General features: G+C 60.8%; 21 protein-coding genes. 19 read left to right on the forward strand and 2 right to left on the reverse strand.

Annotated elements, in window-relative coordinates; translation table 11 throughout:
* Positions 1-21: 21 nt before the first annotated feature.
* Together FHX10_RS16725 and FHX10_RS16730 are read left to right on the forward strand one after the other, a co-directional pair.
* Complete coding sequence (locus FHX10_RS16725; RefSeq protein ID WP_184389768.1) at positions 22-708, forward strand: transcription termination/antitermination NusG family protein; 687 nt, start codon at positions 22-24, stop codon at positions 706-708.
* Positions 698-1,039, forward strand: a complete 342-nt coding sequence (locus FHX10_RS16730) for a hypothetical protein (RefSeq protein WP_184389771.1) — start codon at positions 698-700, stop codon at positions 1,037-1,039. The genes FHX10_RS16725 and FHX10_RS16730 overlap by 11 nt, the downstream gene beginning before the upstream one ends.
* Before the next feature lie 87 nt (positions 1,040-1,126).
* On the opposite strand, the gene FHX10_RS16735 is transcribed toward FHX10_RS16730, so the two are convergent.
* A complete protein-coding gene (locus FHX10_RS16735; protein WP_184389773.1) occupies positions 1,127-1,342 on the reverse strand; it encodes a hypothetical protein in 216 nt (71 codons plus the stop codon).
* Positions 1,343-1,392: 50 nt separating this feature from the next.
* Here FHX10_RS16735 and FHX10_RS16740 point away from each other — a divergent pair, with 50 nt between their 5' ends.
* Both FHX10_RS16740 and FHX10_RS16745 read left to right on the forward strand, forming a co-directional pair.
* Entirely contained in the window at positions 1,393-1,656 is a 264-nt protein-coding gene (locus tag FHX10_RS16740; protein WP_184389775.1) for a hypothetical protein, read from the forward strand.
* A 9-nt stretch (positions 1,657-1,665) separates the two neighbouring features.
* Entirely contained in the window at positions 1,666-2,085 is a 420-nt protein-coding gene (locus FHX10_RS16745) for a hypothetical protein (protein WP_184389777.1), read from the forward strand.
* Positions 2,086-2,142: 57 nt separating this feature from the next.
* Here FHX10_RS16745 and FHX10_RS16750 read toward each other — a convergent pair whose 3' ends face one another.
* Entirely contained in the window at positions 2,143-2,424 is a 282-nt protein-coding gene (locus FHX10_RS16750; RefSeq protein WP_184389779.1) for a hypothetical protein, read from the reverse strand.
* A gap of 22 nt (positions 2,425-2,446) precedes the next feature.
* On the opposite strand from FHX10_RS16750, the gene FHX10_RS16755 reads away from it, so the two are divergent.
* The 15 genes from FHX10_RS16755 to FHX10_RS16825 all read left to right on the forward strand — a co-directional run bounded on the left by FHX10_RS16755 (position 2,447) and on the right by FHX10_RS16825 (position 13,842).
* Positions 2,447-3,058 (forward strand): terminase small subunit, encoded by a 612-nt coding sequence (locus FHX10_RS16755; protein ID WP_130679786.1) that lies wholly within the window; start codon positions 2,447-2,449, stop codon positions 3,056-3,058.
* On the forward strand, positions 3,025-4,485 hold the full coding sequence (locus FHX10_RS16760) for a PBSX family phage terminase large subunit (protein ID WP_184389782.1): 1,461 nt from the start codon (positions 3,025-3,027) through the stop codon (positions 4,483-4,485). Before FHX10_RS16755 ends, FHX10_RS16760 begins: the two co-directional genes overlap by 34 nt.
* Position 4,486: 1 nt before the next feature.
* Positions 4,487-6,100 (forward strand): DUF1073 domain-containing protein, encoded by a 1,614-nt coding sequence (locus tag FHX10_RS16765; protein ID WP_184389784.1) that lies wholly within the window; start codon positions 4,487-4,489, stop codon positions 6,098-6,100.
* A complete protein-coding gene (locus tag FHX10_RS16770; RefSeq protein ID WP_184389787.1) occupies positions 6,097-6,276 on the forward strand; it encodes a hypothetical protein in 180 nt (59 codons plus the stop codon). Before FHX10_RS16765 ends, FHX10_RS16770 begins: the two co-directional genes overlap by 4 nt.
* 46 nt (positions 6,277-6,322) lie before the next feature.
* Positions 6,323-7,012, forward strand: a complete 690-nt coding sequence (locus tag FHX10_RS16775; RefSeq protein ID WP_312862862.1) for a phage minor head protein — start codon at positions 6,323-6,325, stop codon at positions 7,010-7,012.
* 16 nt (positions 7,013-7,028) lie between these two features.
* The gene (locus FHX10_RS16780; protein ID WP_184389791.1) at positions 7,029-7,274 is read left to right on the forward strand and encodes a hypothetical protein; all 246 of its coding nucleotides are present in this window, start codon (positions 7,029-7,031) and stop codon (positions 7,272-7,274) included.
* Positions 7,274-7,447: a hypothetical protein gene (locus FHX10_RS16785; protein WP_184389793.1), complete on the forward strand. Its 174-nt coding sequence runs from the start codon at positions 7,274-7,276 to the stop codon at positions 7,445-7,447. Before FHX10_RS16780 ends, FHX10_RS16785 begins: the two co-directional genes overlap by 1 nt.
* A gap of 16 nt (positions 7,448-7,463) precedes the next feature.
* Positions 7,464-9,443, forward strand: coding sequence for a DUF2213 domain-containing protein (locus tag FHX10_RS16790; RefSeq protein ID WP_184389795.1), 1,980 nt, complete (start codon positions 7,464-7,466; stop codon positions 9,441-9,443).
* 66 nt (positions 9,444-9,509) lie between these two features.
* Positions 9,510-10,451: a hypothetical protein gene (locus FHX10_RS16795; protein WP_184389798.1), complete on the forward strand. Its 942-nt coding sequence runs from the start codon at positions 9,510-9,512 to the stop codon at positions 10,449-10,451.
* 70 nt (positions 10,452-10,521) lie between these two features.
* Positions 10,522-11,619 (forward strand): hypothetical protein, encoded by a 1,098-nt coding sequence (locus tag FHX10_RS16800; protein WP_210294419.1) that lies wholly within the window; start codon positions 10,522-10,524, stop codon positions 11,617-11,619.
* Positions 11,620-11,755: 136 nt separating this feature from the next.
* Complete coding sequence (locus FHX10_RS16805) at positions 11,756-12,193, forward strand: hypothetical protein (protein ID WP_184389800.1); 438 nt, start codon at positions 11,756-11,758, stop codon at positions 12,191-12,193.
* Positions 12,194-12,216: 23 nt separating this feature from the next.
* Positions 12,217-12,660, forward strand: coding sequence for a DUF4054 domain-containing protein (locus FHX10_RS16810; RefSeq protein WP_184389802.1), 444 nt, complete (start codon positions 12,217-12,219; stop codon positions 12,658-12,660).
* 10 nt (positions 12,661-12,670) lie between these two features.
* Positions 12,671-12,820, forward strand: a complete 150-nt coding sequence (locus tag FHX10_RS16815) for a hypothetical protein (RefSeq protein WP_184389804.1) — start codon at positions 12,671-12,673, stop codon at positions 12,818-12,820.
* 12 nt (positions 12,821-12,832) lie between these two features.
* A complete protein-coding gene (locus tag FHX10_RS16820; RefSeq protein ID WP_184389806.1) occupies positions 12,833-13,303 on the forward strand; it encodes a hypothetical protein in 471 nt (156 codons plus the stop codon).
* Positions 13,303-13,842 (forward strand): hypothetical protein, encoded by a 540-nt coding sequence (locus FHX10_RS16825; protein WP_184389809.1) that lies wholly within the window; start codon positions 13,303-13,305, stop codon positions 13,840-13,842. Before FHX10_RS16820 ends, FHX10_RS16825 begins: the two co-directional genes overlap by 1 nt.
* The last annotated feature ends 9 nt before the right edge of the window (positions 13,843-13,851 follow it).

Here is a 13,851-nt window from a genome sequence, read left to right on the forward strand (position 1 = left end):
CTCGAAACCGAGGGAATGAAAATGGCGGCGATGGCATTGAAAGAGCAGGACACTCGAGATTTTGGCGACATTGTCGCTCAAAGGCGGAAGCGGCTGATAGGTCACGACTGGTACGCGATCCGCACTGCGCCAGGCACACAGCGGATGGCGCGCCATGTCGAAGGCGCGCCGATCAGCCGCGTGGGAGAGAGCATCATCGAGCGCAATCTCCGCAATGAGGGCATCAGCGTCTACATGCCGGCCTATTGGTACGAGAGCATCCACCACCGCACCCGGAAGGTTATCCAACGCCGCTTGCCGCTGTTGGTCGGCTATGCGTTCGTCAACCTCGAAAACCTGAACTTCGAGAAGGTGCGCGACGTCGAGGGTGTGGTCTGCTTTCTTCGTTCCGAGTTCGGGCCGATCCGGTTCAGCGGTGACGATCTCGCCGTCATCGCCGCCGAAGAGCTGTCGCGCAGGCAGGAATTTCGCCGCGAGCGCATCACCCGAATCCAAACCGAGACGGCCGGCCAGGTGATGCAGCTTCGCGGCAATCTCCGAAAGATCCTGCCCAAGGGCAGGGGCAACCGGATCAACCTGAAGGATCAAGCGCTGATCGCCATCAAGGGCATGAAACCGGAGATGCAGAGCAAAGTCATGGGGATGCTGCTACAGCTAGAGCAGTTGGAGGCATATGAGGGACTTGAAACCATAGATCGTGTTGCGTAATATCCACCCCAAGGTGATTTGGGCTGTTCTGATCGCGGACCTCTCTGAGAGGGAATACTCGCCGGGCCCCGGATTGGTCATCACCGCCAATCGCGCAAAAAGAACGCTGCCGAAAATTCAGCTGCTGGGGCCCGTGCTCTTCGTGGCGCGTGTCTTGCGCTTCCGCGGCGCCATTGGCTTGAGAGCAATTTTACTGGCCGATAATTCAGCATCCCTTGCGAGACGCAACTCGCGAAGGCGCGTGGTCTTCTCGGCGCGAGCGGCGTTTTGGGCCGAAATCAGCGCGAGAGATTCCTTATTGGTGGTTTCCGCTTTGTTTTCGCGCGCTTGATTGGTCATCGCTTTTAAGTAGTGCGGCTGCGGCGAAAGAGAAGTCCGACCTCACGGCTAAGCCCGTGACCAACTGGAATCATATCGGTCAGTAGTTCCGACCGACGCCCCACACCATGAACAAGAACGAGGCTGTAGCGGCAAAAGCTGCGATGGCGAGATTGATATCCACGGTGACCCCCTGTCGATTTGTGCGCACTGAACGCGCCAAAGCCCGAGATGGTTCCCTGGGGAAAATCGCCGGCATAACACCATAGAGGAGGCGAGGCTCACAGCGGCCCGCCTCCATCATCCAGATGTTCATTTCTGCTTCCTCACCCGAGGGCGAAGACATCAACATCTCTGGAGTGTGAGATGCAGTTGACGATCACCAAGGAGTGGTTCGAGCGCCGCGCGGCCCTTGAGGGCGATAGCGAGATCGGCGCTGGCTTTCATCCCTGCCTCTGCGTCGGTCCCCAGAACGGCCAGCCCTTGTGCCCATGCGCCATGCGTGGCGTCACCGTCGAGGGTGGCCGGTACGTGCAGAAGCGCGATCTTGGCCCGGTGAAAGCAACGGGTCTGCGGGAGCGGATGGCAAAAGCTGCCGACGCTCAGATTCGCAGCCTTCAAGACAAGTAGGAGATCGACATGGTTTGGTTTGTTCAGCCACTTGAGCGCAAGACCGATGAGGGCGAGCCATCCGGCTTGTGGCATCTCTGTGCTCAAAGCGATGAAGGCGGCGGTTTCTATGCTGGCTGCAACCATGATCATCGATCTCCGGAAGAGGCTCAGGCCTGCCGTTTCGCCAAGATTTCGATCGGTAGCATCACCGGTTTCCCCTACCAGCCTGCGAAAATCACGATCAACGGCGTCGAGCACGAGGTCGACGGCGATAAGATCAGCCATGAGCGGATCTGCGATCTCGCCGGAAAGCCAGTCCACGCCTCCGCGACCTATCTCGGACCACGCAAGGGCGACAGTGAGCGCAGCGGCGTCACCTACGTCGGCAAGTCCGTCAAGCTCGAAGACGGCATGATCTTCACCTGCGTCGTCACGGGCAACGCATGACCACCCAGCGTGTTAATCATCGCCATACTAAGCAATGGCGATCGGCTTCACTCGCCTTCATTGCTTCTTCTGAAAGATTTCGAATGTGCTGATGGGGCCATCATCAGTGAATTTGAAATCTGTATGCTCAACCACGCCGTTGTTATCATCCGTCCATCGATCGAATGTACCCTGACCGTCTGGATGGACATCGGCCACATGGATTGTCTTGGCGCCATAGCCAATTTTGCTTCCGGCTACCTTTGCCCGAGCGTCGTCCTCATCGTTGGCGAAAAGCGTGATTGCGTTACTCCTCGTCCCGTTGGTTCGAATAACCTTCGCCACATAAAATCGTGTCATTTCGATCCCCCAAGGTTGACCTATGCCGGTCCTTAAAAACGCGCGGCACGAGAAGTTCGCGCAGGCACTTGCCAAAGGCAATACAGCAGATGACGCATATGCGGCCGCCGGCTTCAAGCCAGACCGTGGGAACGCGTCTCGCTTACAGCAGAAAGACAACATCAGACAACGCGTTGCCGAGCTTTTGGAATGGGAGCAGACGGTAGAGCGCAAGGCCACCGAAAAGGCCATCGAAAAGCTCGCCATCACGAAAGAGCGGGTTCTGGAAGAACTGGCCAAGATCGGGTTCTCCGACATCCGCAAGGCCATCAAGTGGCAAGGCACGTTGGTCACTGAAGAGGATAACCCGGACGGCGGCGATGTCCTCGTGATCAAGAATGTCGTCACCAATAACGTCCAGCTCGTTTCGAGCGATGACATCGACGACGACACCGCCGCCGCGATAGCCGAAATCAGCCAGAATTCGACCGGCGGCATCAAGCTTAAGCTCCACGACAAGAAAGGCGCGCTCGTCGACATCGGCAAGCACCTCGGCATGTTCGTCGAGCGTCACGAGCACACTGGCAAGGACGGCGCGCCGATACAGACCGAGACGAGGACATGGCGGGAAGTGCTGCGCAGCGAAAAGAGCTAGACGCCACCACCCACCTCACCAACCCCGCGCTTCACGACTTTTGGGAAGAGGTCTTCCTCGGGCAAGCAGATATAGCGGTTCTCCACGGTGGACGTTCAAGCTCAAAGACCAGAGACACGGCCTGCCAGTTGGTGCGCCTTGTCGACCACGTCGCCGTCCGGATGCGCGTTCTCTGCATTCGTCGTTTCCAGAACCGTATTCAAGATTCGGTCTATACCGAACTGAAGTGGGCGATCGCGCATCTTGGTCTTGCGGATGCTTTCGACGTCCAGAAGACGACGATCATCCACCGCCGGACCGGCGCGGAGTTCATCTTCTACGGCATCGAGCGAAACCTTGAGGACATCAAGGGCACGTCCGATGTCGATATCCTCTGGGTCGAAGAGGCGGAGAAGCTGACGGAGGAGCAGTGGACGGTTATCGGGCCGACTATCCGCAAGGAAGACAGCTTGGCAATCCTGCTGTTCAATCCCAAGCTCGTCACCGACTACGTCTGGAAGAACTTCGTCATCAATGTGCCGCCGCACTGCATTGTACGGAAGATCAACTATACCGAAAACCCGTTCCTTTCGGACAAGGCATTGCGCGACATCGCAGCGATGCAGGAACGAAACCCGGAACTGTTCGATCACGTCTATGGCGGCGTGCCGCTGGGCGACAGCGAGCTATCGATCTTCAAGCGGCGCTGGCTCGACGCATGTATCGACGCTCATATCGTTCTCAAGCTATCGCTGACGGGTCGAAATATTATCGGTTTCGACCCTGCCGATGATGGCGAAGATAAATGCGCCACGGCAGACAAGATCTGCGGCGTCTTTACCGGCGCTGAGGATTGGGCGTCTGGCAAGGACGAGCTCGTTCAGAACGCCAAGCGGGTGTGGGCGAGGGCGAAAATAGTCGGCGCGACGGTTTCTTACGATACGATCGGCGTCGGCGCCTTCGTCGGCGGCTACATCGATGAACAGAATAGGGAAAACAAAGTTCGCATCCCGCACTATGCGTTTCATGCAGGCGGCGGGGTATTGGACCCGGACAAGGCCAGCGACCCCTACAACAGCAAAAGCCCGCTGAACAAGGACGAGTACCTGAACCGGAAGGCCCAGGCCTGGGCCAACACAGCGCGGCGCGCGATGCTGACCTTCAACGCGGTGACGCGGGGCCAACCGATCAAACCAGAGGATGTTCTTTCTTTCTCTTCGACGGGTATCGACGCAAAGACACTCGATGCCCTCTTCACCGAGCTATGTGTCCCATGGTGGGTCGAAAGCGAGGAAAAGAAGAGGGTCGTACCCAAGGTGAAGCTGAAAAAAGACTTGGGCGTGAAGTCGCATAACTTGGCAGATGCCGTGATCGCGGCGGACAATGTCCAACTCTCTCGCGTGATGGTCATCAGTGACACGGCGCTGCAACGATCGGCTATGAGGTAATATGGGCATTCGAGATTGGTTCGGCCTCGGCCGGCAAAAGACGCACGAGACTGCGGCCCCAGCCCAGGCAGCGCCAGAAAAGCCGAAGCCCATCAAGGTGCCCGACGGTGCCCTTCTGTCGTCGCGGATCAACCCGGATTCCTATGCCCGCGTTCCAGTGTTCTCGCTGCCCAATCCCCCGCCAGGTGTGTTGCCCAAGGGTGAGTCCGGCATGGCGATGGATTCTGCCGTCACCGGCACCAACGCATGGGCCAACCAATTTGCCATCGATGGCTTCTGGACCGAGGGCATCACCTTCCTCGGCTATGCCTATCTATCCGAGTTGGCGCAGCGCCCCGAATATCGAGTGATCTCCGAGACCATCGCGACGGAAATGACGCGAGAGTGGATCGAGTTCTTCTCGACGGCCAGCGACGATGACGACAAGGAAGAGCGCATCAAGGAACTCGAGGAAGATTTCAAGCGCCTGTGCGTGTCGGATATGTTTGCCCGGGCCGCGCAACAGGACGGTTTCTTCGGGCGCGGCCACATCTACATCGACACCGGCGACACGGAAGACACCGCCGAGCTTCAGACGTCCCTCGGGGACGGCTGGGATGTCCTGAGCAGGACCAAGCTTTCGAACAAGAAGATCATCGCGCTGCGCACCATCGAGGCGGTGTGGTGCTACCCGACGAGCTACAACTCGAACGACCCGCTGAAAGACAACTGGTACCGGCCGGATAGCTGGTATGTGCAGGCCAAGACCGTGCATTCGTCCAGGCTAATCACGCTGATTGGCCGCGAGGTGCCGGATCTCTTGAAGCCGACCTATTCCTTCGGCGGCCTGTCGCTGTCGCAGATGGCCAAGCCCTATGTCGACAACTGGCTCCAGACCCGCCAGTCGGTGAACGATATCATCTCGGCGTTCTCGGTCTTCGTGCTCTCGACCAATCTGGCTGAGAGCCTGCAGGCCGATGGGCAGCAGTTGTTTAAGCGCGCCGAGCTCTTCAACAACTTGCGGGATAATCGCGGGCTGATGATGATCGACAAGGACAGCGAGGCGTTCCAGAACGTGGCGGCGCCGCTCTCTGGGCTGTCAGAGCTTCAGGCTCAGGCTCAGGAGCACATGGCATCGGTATCCCATATCCCGACGGTCAAGTTGCTCGGCATCCAGCCGGCGGGCCTGAACGCTTCGAGCGAAGACCAGATGCGGGTGTTCTACGATTACATCCATGCCTATCAGGAGCATCTATTCCGCCATCCGCTTCGGCGCCTGATGGGCTTGGTCATGATCTCGCTCTGGGGTGAGGTCGACAAGGCGATCGATTTCAAGTTCAAGCCGCTATTCTCGCTCGATGAGAAGAGCGATGCCGAGGTTGGAAAGCTGAAGGCCGAGACGGACCAGATCTATATCGACACCGGCGTCATCTCTCCGGAGGAATCCCGCAAGCGGGTTGCCGCCGATCCGGCCTCCGGTCATTCGTCGATCGATGTCGACGATGTGCCGGATCTGCTGGACGAGGAAGAGCAGGGGCTTGAGCCGAAGGGCGGTCATCCGTTGCCAGGCGCGGACGAAGAGGATACTGACGAAAGTGCCTCCAATCGCCTGTTCGGGAAAGCTGAAGCCGCGTGATCAAACTCGACCTCTGGGACATCATCAATGCGCGAGCGCCGCAACAGCGCGACGACATCGCCGAAAGCCTAGAGAAGCCGGAGAACGTGATTGGCCAGCAAGGTGAGGCAGAGGAAGCCAAGGACGGCGGAAACGATCCTGCGACCGATACGGCCGAATGCGGGAATAGAGGCTGAATATCGCCGCCGCCTTGATGCTCTAATCAAGGAAATGGCCGCATCGGTGGAATACTGGCTGACGGCAACCTATCGCCAGAACGAGCCGCGGATAGCCCAGGACGAAACGCCTGCCGATGCGCTACGCCGATCGATGCGGGAACTGTCGTCACGCTGGCTGAAGCGCTTCGACGAGATGGCCGGAAAGATGGCTGAGCATTTCGCGAAGTCGGTCGAGGCCAGGGCGACCGGCGCTATGAAGACGATCCTGAAGGATGGCGGCTGGACCGTCTCGTTCAAGATGACGCCGGCGATGCGCGACGTGGTCGACGCCACGGTGCACCAGAACGTCGCGCTGATCAAAAGCATCCCGGCCCAATATCTCGAACAGGTCGAGGGGATTGTCATGAGGGGCGTCCAGAATGGACGTGACCTCGGGGTGGTGGCCGACGACCTGCAAAAACGGTTGGGCGTCACCCGGCGGCGGGCAGCCTTTATCGCGCGAGACCAAAACCAGAAGGCCACCTCGGCATTGTCGAGGGCTCGGCAACTGGAACTTGGCCTTGACGAGGCGGTGTGGACGCATAGCGGCGGCGGTAAAGAACCGAGGCCGACGCATGCAAAGGCCGGTCGGGAAAAGGTTCGTTATAAGATTTCTCAGGGCTGGTATGACCCCGCGGTTGGTCGTTACATTCAGCCAGGAGAGGAGCCAAACTGCAAATGCATCGGGCGGCCTGTCCTCAAGGGCTTTAGCTGAAAATCAGGAGTGAACGATGCCCTCGCATCTTCAAGACTTCGCCCACGATCTGGTGGCGCGTCACGGACCCCGCACGGCCGGCATGATCTTGCAGGCCTTCACCAATGTCGGGAACCTCGTTCCGGGCGCTTCGGTGCCGGAACAGATCGCAGCGGTTGAGGCGGAGCTGAAGGCCGACGATCGCCTGAGCTACGATGACAGCAACCCAGGCCGCGGTGGTGGCTGGTTCAGCCATAAGGAACACGGCGGGGAAGAAGGCTGATGGCCGTTACGGTTCGCCTCAGCGCCCATGTGCCGTGGCAAACGCGGGTCGGCATCTATGCCGCTGTGCTCGCCGAGCAGGTTCCGTTCGGTAAGCGGCTATCCCGCGCTCTGCTGAGATGGGCTCAGTCAAGAATTCAGGTGAAGGTCGAGACGGATGCCAGCGGTCAGTGAAAAGCAGAGACGGGCCATGTTCGCCGCCGCCGAGGGACATTCCACGCTCGGAATCCCAAAGGCGGTAGGTGAGGAATTCGTTGCCGCTGATGCGACGAACGGCCATGCCGCCGGCATCCTCTATGTCGCCCCCGATGGCGATGTGCTGCTCCTGCGGCGCTCGTCGACCGAAACGAACTATGCCGGCCATTGGGCTCTCCCCGGTGGCAAGGGCGAGGAAGGCGAGACGCCGGAACAGACTGCGGATCGCGAGGCCCGCGAGGAAATGGGGACGACCATCCCCGAGAGCGCGATCGGCATGAAGCTGCTGGACAGCCGCGTGACGCCGACCGGCATGGCATTCCACACCTTTGCCCAGTCCGTTCCGGAGAAATTCGTTCCGGTACTCAATGAAGAGCACAGCGGCTATGCCTGGTCGCCGTTCAATCAACTGCCGGGGCCACTACATCCTGCGGTCGAAAGCACGCTGAAGGATCGGCTGGGAACTGACGGCATCGAGAGCCCGGAAGATTGGGCCATGCTCAAGATCGGGCTCGTCAACTGGCTGCATTCCGAGGCCGAACCGGAGCACAGAGGCGCGATGGATTCGATCGCCATGGATCGCGATAGCGTGCGCCGCATCGATGCCGATGGTCATCTCTTCGTCGAGATGACGCCGATCAGCAAGGCCAATGTCTGCCCGTACTATGGCCGCGAGATCCCGGATTACCGGGCGCTCGGGCTCGACCCGGACAAGATCTACCGGCTCTACCGCGACCCGAAGGAGCTTGAGAAGGCCGCCGCGTCATTCGCCGGCAAGCCGCTGCTCCTGGTCCACACACCGATCAGTGCCGATGAACATCCCCGGGAAAAGACGGTGGGCGCGATCGGCACCGACGTCGTCTTCAAGGCCCCGTACCTCATGGCACCGCTCAGCATCTGGGATGCCGAGGCTATCAAGCTTATCCAGACGGAGAAGCAGAAGGAACTTTCCAGCGCCTATCGGTATCGCGCCGACATGACGCCAGGCACTGTCGACGGGGAAGCCTTTGACGGGGTGATGAGGAATCTGGGCGGTAATCACGTCGCCCTGGTCGAGGAAGGTCGCGCCGGGCCGGACTGTGTTGTCGGCGATGAGCAAATCAAACTGAACCGAAAGGAAACCGACATGGCTAAGAAGCCTGTTCTTATGTCGCGCATGGCCTCTGTCGCTCATGGCGCGATCCTTGCCTATCTCCGTCCGAAGCTCGCCCAGGACGCCAAGATCGACCTGTCGATCGTCCTCAAGGACGTCACGGCCAAGAACTACGACGCCAAGCTGATCGGCACGGGCCTGCAGAACGCCGTCAAGGGCAAGCTCGCCCAGGACGCCGATATCAGCGACGTCGTTGATCTCCTCGATACCCTGAAGGCCGTCGAGGGCGCCGAAGATGATCTCGACCCGAACTCCGGTGAACTCAATGCCGGCAAGGTGCGTGGCGAGGACGAGGACATCGACGGCGAGCAGGATCAGAAGTCGCGGATCATGGAATTCCTCAAGGACAAGCTCTCCGAGGACCAGATGAAGGCCTGCGACGAGCTCTGGAACCAGGAGGCGATGGACGCCGAACCTGATGAGGACGAAGAGGCCAAGAAGAAGGCCGAAGACGAAGCCGAGGAGAAGAAGGACATGGTCGACAAGAAGGCGATGGACGCCGCAATCAGCGCAGCGGTCGCCAATGAGCGACGCAACGCCCGGGAAATCGAAGCCGCGAAGGAAGACGTTCGCCCCTACATCGGCGCCGTCGCCATGGCTCATGACAGCGCCGCCGACGTCTATCGCACGGCCCTTACCTCGATGGGCGTCGATATTGCCGGCGTCCACCCGTCCGCCTTCCGCGCCATTCTGAAGGCGCAGCCGGTTCCCGGCACGAAGCAGGTCACTCGTGTCACCACGATTGCCCAGGATGCCAAGGGTGCAACCTCGTTCTACGAGATGTTCCCGGAAGCGAAGTCGCACGTCGTCAAGACGCTCTAAGCGCCCCCGACATAACCGCAACCCACATGGCCGCCGCGAGCGGCCTTTTCCTTAGGAGAAAAGTCCATGGCTGGATTCCAGACCCAGGCTACTTACAATCCTGCTCCGGCGGTGGAAGGCGACTTTGCCAGCACCAATCCGCGAGCAACCGTGCTTGCCGGCCCCGGCGGTCTCGTCGCCGGATCCTCCTTCATCGTTGGCCGGGCTATCTGGCTGTCCAGCACCTATGTCGACGACGACGGCGCTCCGGCCGTGGCAAACGCCTTCGGCTCCGGTGCGATTGCCGGTATCGCCCATCGCGAACAGCAGGGCCTTATCCAGCAGTATCTGCAGGAATTCACCATGCAGGTTCCGGCTGGCTTCCCGGTCACCGTCTTCGCCTCGGGCGACTTCTGGGTCAAGAACAACGGTTCCACCCAGGCGCTGCCCGGCATGAAGGCCTATGCCAACTTCGCCGATGGCAAGTTCACCGCAGCCGCCACTGGCAGCGCGAGCACGGCTTCCGGTTCCGCAAGCTCGGTTGCCGCCAGCACGTTCTCGGTCACGGGCTCGATCGCTGACAACGTCCTGACGGTTACTGCGGTCGGCTCCGGCACGGTTGTTGCGGGTGGCACGATCTCCGGCACCGGTATCGCAACCGGCACCAAGATCGTCAGCCAGCTTTCCGGCACCACGGGCGGCATCGGCACCTATGCCGTCAGCATCCCGGAGCAGACGGTGGCCTCGACCACTGTCAGCGGTACCTACGGCACGCTCACGGTCGGCGGCACGGTGGCAGGCGTCTTCGGCGTCGGTCAGTCGATCTCCGGCTCCGGCGTCGTCGCAGGCACTACCATCACCGCGCTCGGCACGGGCACGGGTGGTGCTGGCTCCTACATCGTCGACAACAACACCGTTGTCGCATCCACGGCGATCACGGCTGCCACCAACGTCGAAACCAAGTTCGTTGTGCGCTCTTCCGCTCTTCCGGGCGAGCTCATGAAGATCAGCTCTTGGCTCCAGGGCTGATCCAGCCAGCCAATCCCCCAACCAGATCGCCGAGCGCTCCCAGCTCGGCGGCTCCCTGAGGAGAAATACAATGGACTTCAATGACTACCATCAGGCTGCCGCTGCCTGGGACTCGCATCGCCCGATGTTCGAAGCGGCCGGTATCTATCTGCCCGACGCCAAGGCATACGCGTGGAACGAAGCCAAGGTCAATTACATGGCCATGGACGCCCAGCCGGCGCTCTCGACCGCTGCGAACACCGGCATCCCGGCGTTCCTGACGACCTTGATCGACCCGGATGTCTACCGGATCGTCTTCACCCCCACCAAGGCCGCCGAGATCTTCGGCGAGACCCGCAAGGGAACCTGGATTGACCAGACCGCGATGTTCCCGGTTGTTGAAGCCACGGGCGAAGTGTCGTCCTATGGGGACTACAACGAGAACGGCCGCTCCGGCGCGAACATGAACTGGCCCCAGCGCCAGTCCTACCTTTTCCAGACCATCTCCGAATACGGTGAGCTGGAAATCGAACGTGCCGGCCTCGGCCGCGTTAACTGGGTTGGTGAAGTGGACGGCGCCGGCACCACGGTCCTGCACCGCTTCCTCAACCAGTCCTACTTCCTCGGCGTGCTCGGACTGCAGAACTACGGTCTGCTGAACGACCCGAACCTGTCGGCAGCGCTGACCCCGGCCACCAAGGCCTACGGCGGCGTGAAGTGGGTCAACAACGGCCAGATCGTCGCGACAGCGAACGAGATCTTCGCCGACATCCAGGCGCTCTGGTACCAGCTTCAGGGCCAGCAGGCCAACGGCCTGGTCGACCAGAACACGAAGATGACCCTGGCGCTTTCGCCCGGATCGGAACTCGCCATGACGGCAACCAACTCCTTCGGCGTCAACGTCTCCGACCTGCTGAAGAAGAACTTCCCCAACCTCCGCATCGTCTCGGCGGTCCAGTACGGCGCTCTGACGGCGACCAATCCGGTTGGCGTTGCCGCCGGCAACGTCGTCCAGCTGATCGCCGACGCCGTCGATGGCCAGAAGACCGGCTACTGCGCCTTCAACGAGAAGCTCCGCAGCCACCCGATCATCCGCGCCATGTCTTCCTGGAAGAAGAAGATGACGTCGGGCACGTGGGGTGCCGTGATCCGCATGCCGCTCGCCATCTCGCAGATGGTCGGCGTCTAAGCCAGCAACGGGAGATCATCACCCCCATAAGTTCGGCTGGCGCGGACGCGCGCCTTGACGGTTCAGCGGCTCGTTTCCTCCCAACGATTACCTGCTGGACCCGTGACGCCGACGTCTCTCAAACAGGAGCAAGAAAATGGCAGAAACAGTGACCGTGGCATGCAAGATGCCACATGGCCTCATCCTTCGCGTCTTCGACAAGGTGAAGGTTCAGGAGCCAATGCCGGGAGGCGGCACGAAGGGCGTCGATCGCGCGATGCCCCGTCCCGAGACGGTGACGCTGAAGGGTTATCTCGAAAAGTACGACCCGAGCCTTCCGCCGGCCGCACGCGGTTCGAGCTATGCTCTGACCTATGGCGTCGACAAGGATTTCTTCGAGCTCTGGCTCAAGCAGAACCATGACCTCGATGCGGTCGTGAACCATCTCGTGTTCGCCCACGACCAGGACACCGCTGGCATGGCGGAGGAGTACCGCAACACCCGTTCCGGCCTCGAGCCGGTCGACCCGACGAAGCTCAAGGGCCGCGTGACGACGGCCGACGAGCAGAAGAAGACGTTCGGCATCCCCGCCTAATCGTCAATCAGGAGTGAATCTCGATGGGTGTGGCTGTTCAGTTCGACTATGCCAAATGGGCGGCCACATTCCCGCAGTTCTCCCCGGCGCTCGATCAGACAACGGTGACCGATCTCATCCTGCCGATCGCCGAAATCTACTGCCGCAACGACGGCGGTGGCCCGGTCAGCAAGGCAGAGACGCAGACCGTGCTGCTCAACCTCATGGTCGCCCACGTCGCGCAACTGATGTACGGCCCGAAAGGCGAAGGCATCACCGGGGCCGGCGGCAGCGGGATCGTGGGCCGCATCAGCAGCGCGACGGAGGGCAGCGTCTCGGTCTCGGCTGAGTTCCCGACGACGCCGAACAACGCATGGTTCCTTCAGACGACTTTCGGGGCCGCCTTCTGGCAGGCAACGGCGGCCTACCGAACCATGCGCTACATCCCAGGCCCGCGCCGCAACTTCAGCCCGTGGCTCAATCAGTAGGAGGTCCGTCATGGACAACGAACTTCGCAGGGAATTCCGTGCCTTCAAAACGGAGGTCGAGGACCGGCTGAACCGCCTCGAAGATGCCGTCAAGGCGATCACCGACAAGGCGGCTCCGGCTTCCCCATCCAAGAAGGGCGCCGATAGCGCCGCCGAATAAAGGATTCGATCGATGGATATCGACGCATACGAAAAGCACATCCGCGCTCTGCTGGCCAAGGTCGACGAGCTGATGGCGTTCAAGGCCAAGGTCGAACCGATGCTGACCGAGTTGCATGCTCAATATGAGGCCTACATCGAGGAGCAGAAGGCTGAAGTCGAGGATCAGGCTGACGATCACCAAAGCGGCGATCCGATTGGCAATGATGCTCCTCAGCAGGAGCCCGAAGGTTCAGGCGAGCCCGCAGACGGCGATGCCGATGCTCCCGCAGCCGATGAAGCACCGCGGGGTGAGCCGGTGGCTGGCGAGGCCCCTGATGTCAATGCCGATGGTCAGGCTCAACCGGCAGCAGACGCACCGCAAGACGCAGACGAGGTCGCTGAAGAGCCGATCGCCGAAGAGGCAGAGAAGGCTGCAGATGAGCCTGCCGAGCAGGAAACGCCTGCCTCTGAACCTGAAGAGCCGCCGCCGGCCGCCGCCTGATGGTCACGCTGAAGGGTGGGGATAAGCTCGCCGCGGCGCTCGCGGAGATCTCGCAAAAGGTCTCCAAGGCGTCGTCGGTGGACGTCGGCTTCCTCGAAGGCGCGACCTACCCGGATGGAAAGTCCGTCGCCGAGATCGCGGCCATCCAGGAATTCGGCGCCCCGCGCGCCGGCATTCCGCCCCGCCCGTTCTTCCGCACCATGATCTCCGAGAAAAGCCCGCAATGGCCGGAGGCGGTCGGCGACCTGCTCGTCAGCAACGGCTATGACGCCGCCAAGACGCTGGGCCAGACCGGCGAGGCCATCAAGGGCCAATTGCAGCAGTCGATCATCGAAACCTTCAACCCGCCGCTGAGCCCCATCACCCTAATGCTGAGGAAGATGCGAAGCGAGAATCCGGATCTGGTCGTTACCGGCAAGACTGTCGGCGAGGCGGCGAGGCGGATCAAGGCCGGGGAGAGCACCTCCGGTGTCTCGACGAAGCCGCTGGTGGATTCGGGCGTGCTTTTGGGCAGCGTCGATTACGAGGTCAAATCGTAAGGAAGTGAG

This window comes from Rhizobium sp. BK591, from assembly GCF_014195045.1.
In the GTDB taxonomy this organism is placed as follows: domain Bacteria; phylum Pseudomonadota; class Alphaproteobacteria; order Rhizobiales; family Rhizobiaceae; genus Rhizobium; species Rhizobium anhuiense.

What these genes read in the sequence shown, in the direction of transcription:
- FHX10_RS16825 (WP_184389809.1), top strand. Translation starts at nt 13,303, where the DNA reads ATGGTCACGCTGAAGGGTGGGGATAAGCTCGCCGCGGCGCTCGCGGAG.
- FHX10_RS16820 (WP_184389806.1), top strand. Translation starts at nt 12,833, where the DNA reads ATGGATATCGACGCATACGAAAAGCACATCCGCGCTCTGCTGGCCAAG.
- FHX10_RS16795 (WP_184389798.1), top strand. Translation starts at nt 9,510, where the DNA reads ATGGCTGGATTCCAGACCCAGGCTACTTACAATCCTGCTCCGGCGGTG.
- FHX10_RS16765 (WP_184389784.1), top strand. Translation starts at nt 4,487, where the DNA reads ATGGGCATTCGAGATTGGTTCGGCCTCGGCCGGCAAAAGACGCACGAG.
- FHX10_RS16780 (WP_184389791.1), top strand. Translation starts at nt 7,029, where the DNA reads ATGCCCTCGCATCTTCAAGACTTCGCCCACGATCTGGTGGCGCGTCAC.
- FHX10_RS16800 (WP_210294419.1), top strand. Translation starts at nt 10,522, where the DNA reads ATGGACTTCAATGACTACCATCAGGCTGCCGCTGCCTGGGACTCGCAT.
- FHX10_RS16805 (WP_184389800.1), top strand. Translation starts at nt 11,756, where the DNA reads ATGGCAGAAACAGTGACCGTGGCATGCAAGATGCCACATGGCCTCATC.
- FHX10_RS16810 (WP_184389802.1), top strand. Translation starts at nt 12,217, where the DNA reads ATGGGTGTGGCTGTTCAGTTCGACTATGCCAAATGGGCGGCCACATTC.
- FHX10_RS16785 (WP_184389793.1), top strand. Translation starts at nt 7,274, where the DNA reads ATGGCCGTTACGGTTCGCCTCAGCGCCCATGTGCCGTGGCAAACGCGG.
- FHX10_RS16735 (WP_184389773.1), bottom strand. Translation starts at nt 1,342, where the DNA reads ATGAACATCTGGATGATGGAGGCGGGCCGCTGTGAGCCTCGCCTCCTC.
- FHX10_RS16750 (WP_184389779.1), bottom strand. Translation starts at nt 2,424, where the DNA reads ATGACACGATTTTATGTGGCGAAGGTTATTCGAACCAACGGGACGAGG.
- FHX10_RS16745 (WP_184389777.1), top strand. Translation starts at nt 1,666, where the DNA reads ATGGTTTGGTTTGTTCAGCCACTTGAGCGCAAGACCGATGAGGGCGAG.
- FHX10_RS16790 (WP_184389795.1), top strand. Translation starts at nt 7,464, where the DNA reads ATGTTCGCCGCCGCCGAGGGACATTCCACGCTCGGAATCCCAAAGGCG.
- FHX10_RS16740 (WP_184389775.1), top strand. Translation starts at nt 1,393, where the DNA reads ATGCAGTTGACGATCACCAAGGAGTGGTTCGAGCGCCGCGCGGCCCTT.
- FHX10_RS16815 (WP_184389804.1), top strand. Translation starts at nt 12,671, where the DNA reads ATGGACAACGAACTTCGCAGGGAATTCCGTGCCTTCAAAACGGAGGTC.
- FHX10_RS16725 (WP_184389768.1), top strand. Translation starts at nt 22, where the DNA reads ATGGCGGCGATGGCATTGAAAGAGCAGGACACTCGAGATTTTGGCGAC.
- FHX10_RS16755 (WP_130679786.1), top strand. Translation starts at nt 2,447, where the DNA reads ATGCCGGTCCTTAAAAACGCGCGGCACGAGAAGTTCGCGCAGGCACTT.
- FHX10_RS16760 (WP_184389782.1), top strand. Translation starts at nt 3,025, where the DNA reads ATGGCGGGAAGTGCTGCGCAGCGAAAAGAGCTAGACGCCACCACCCAC.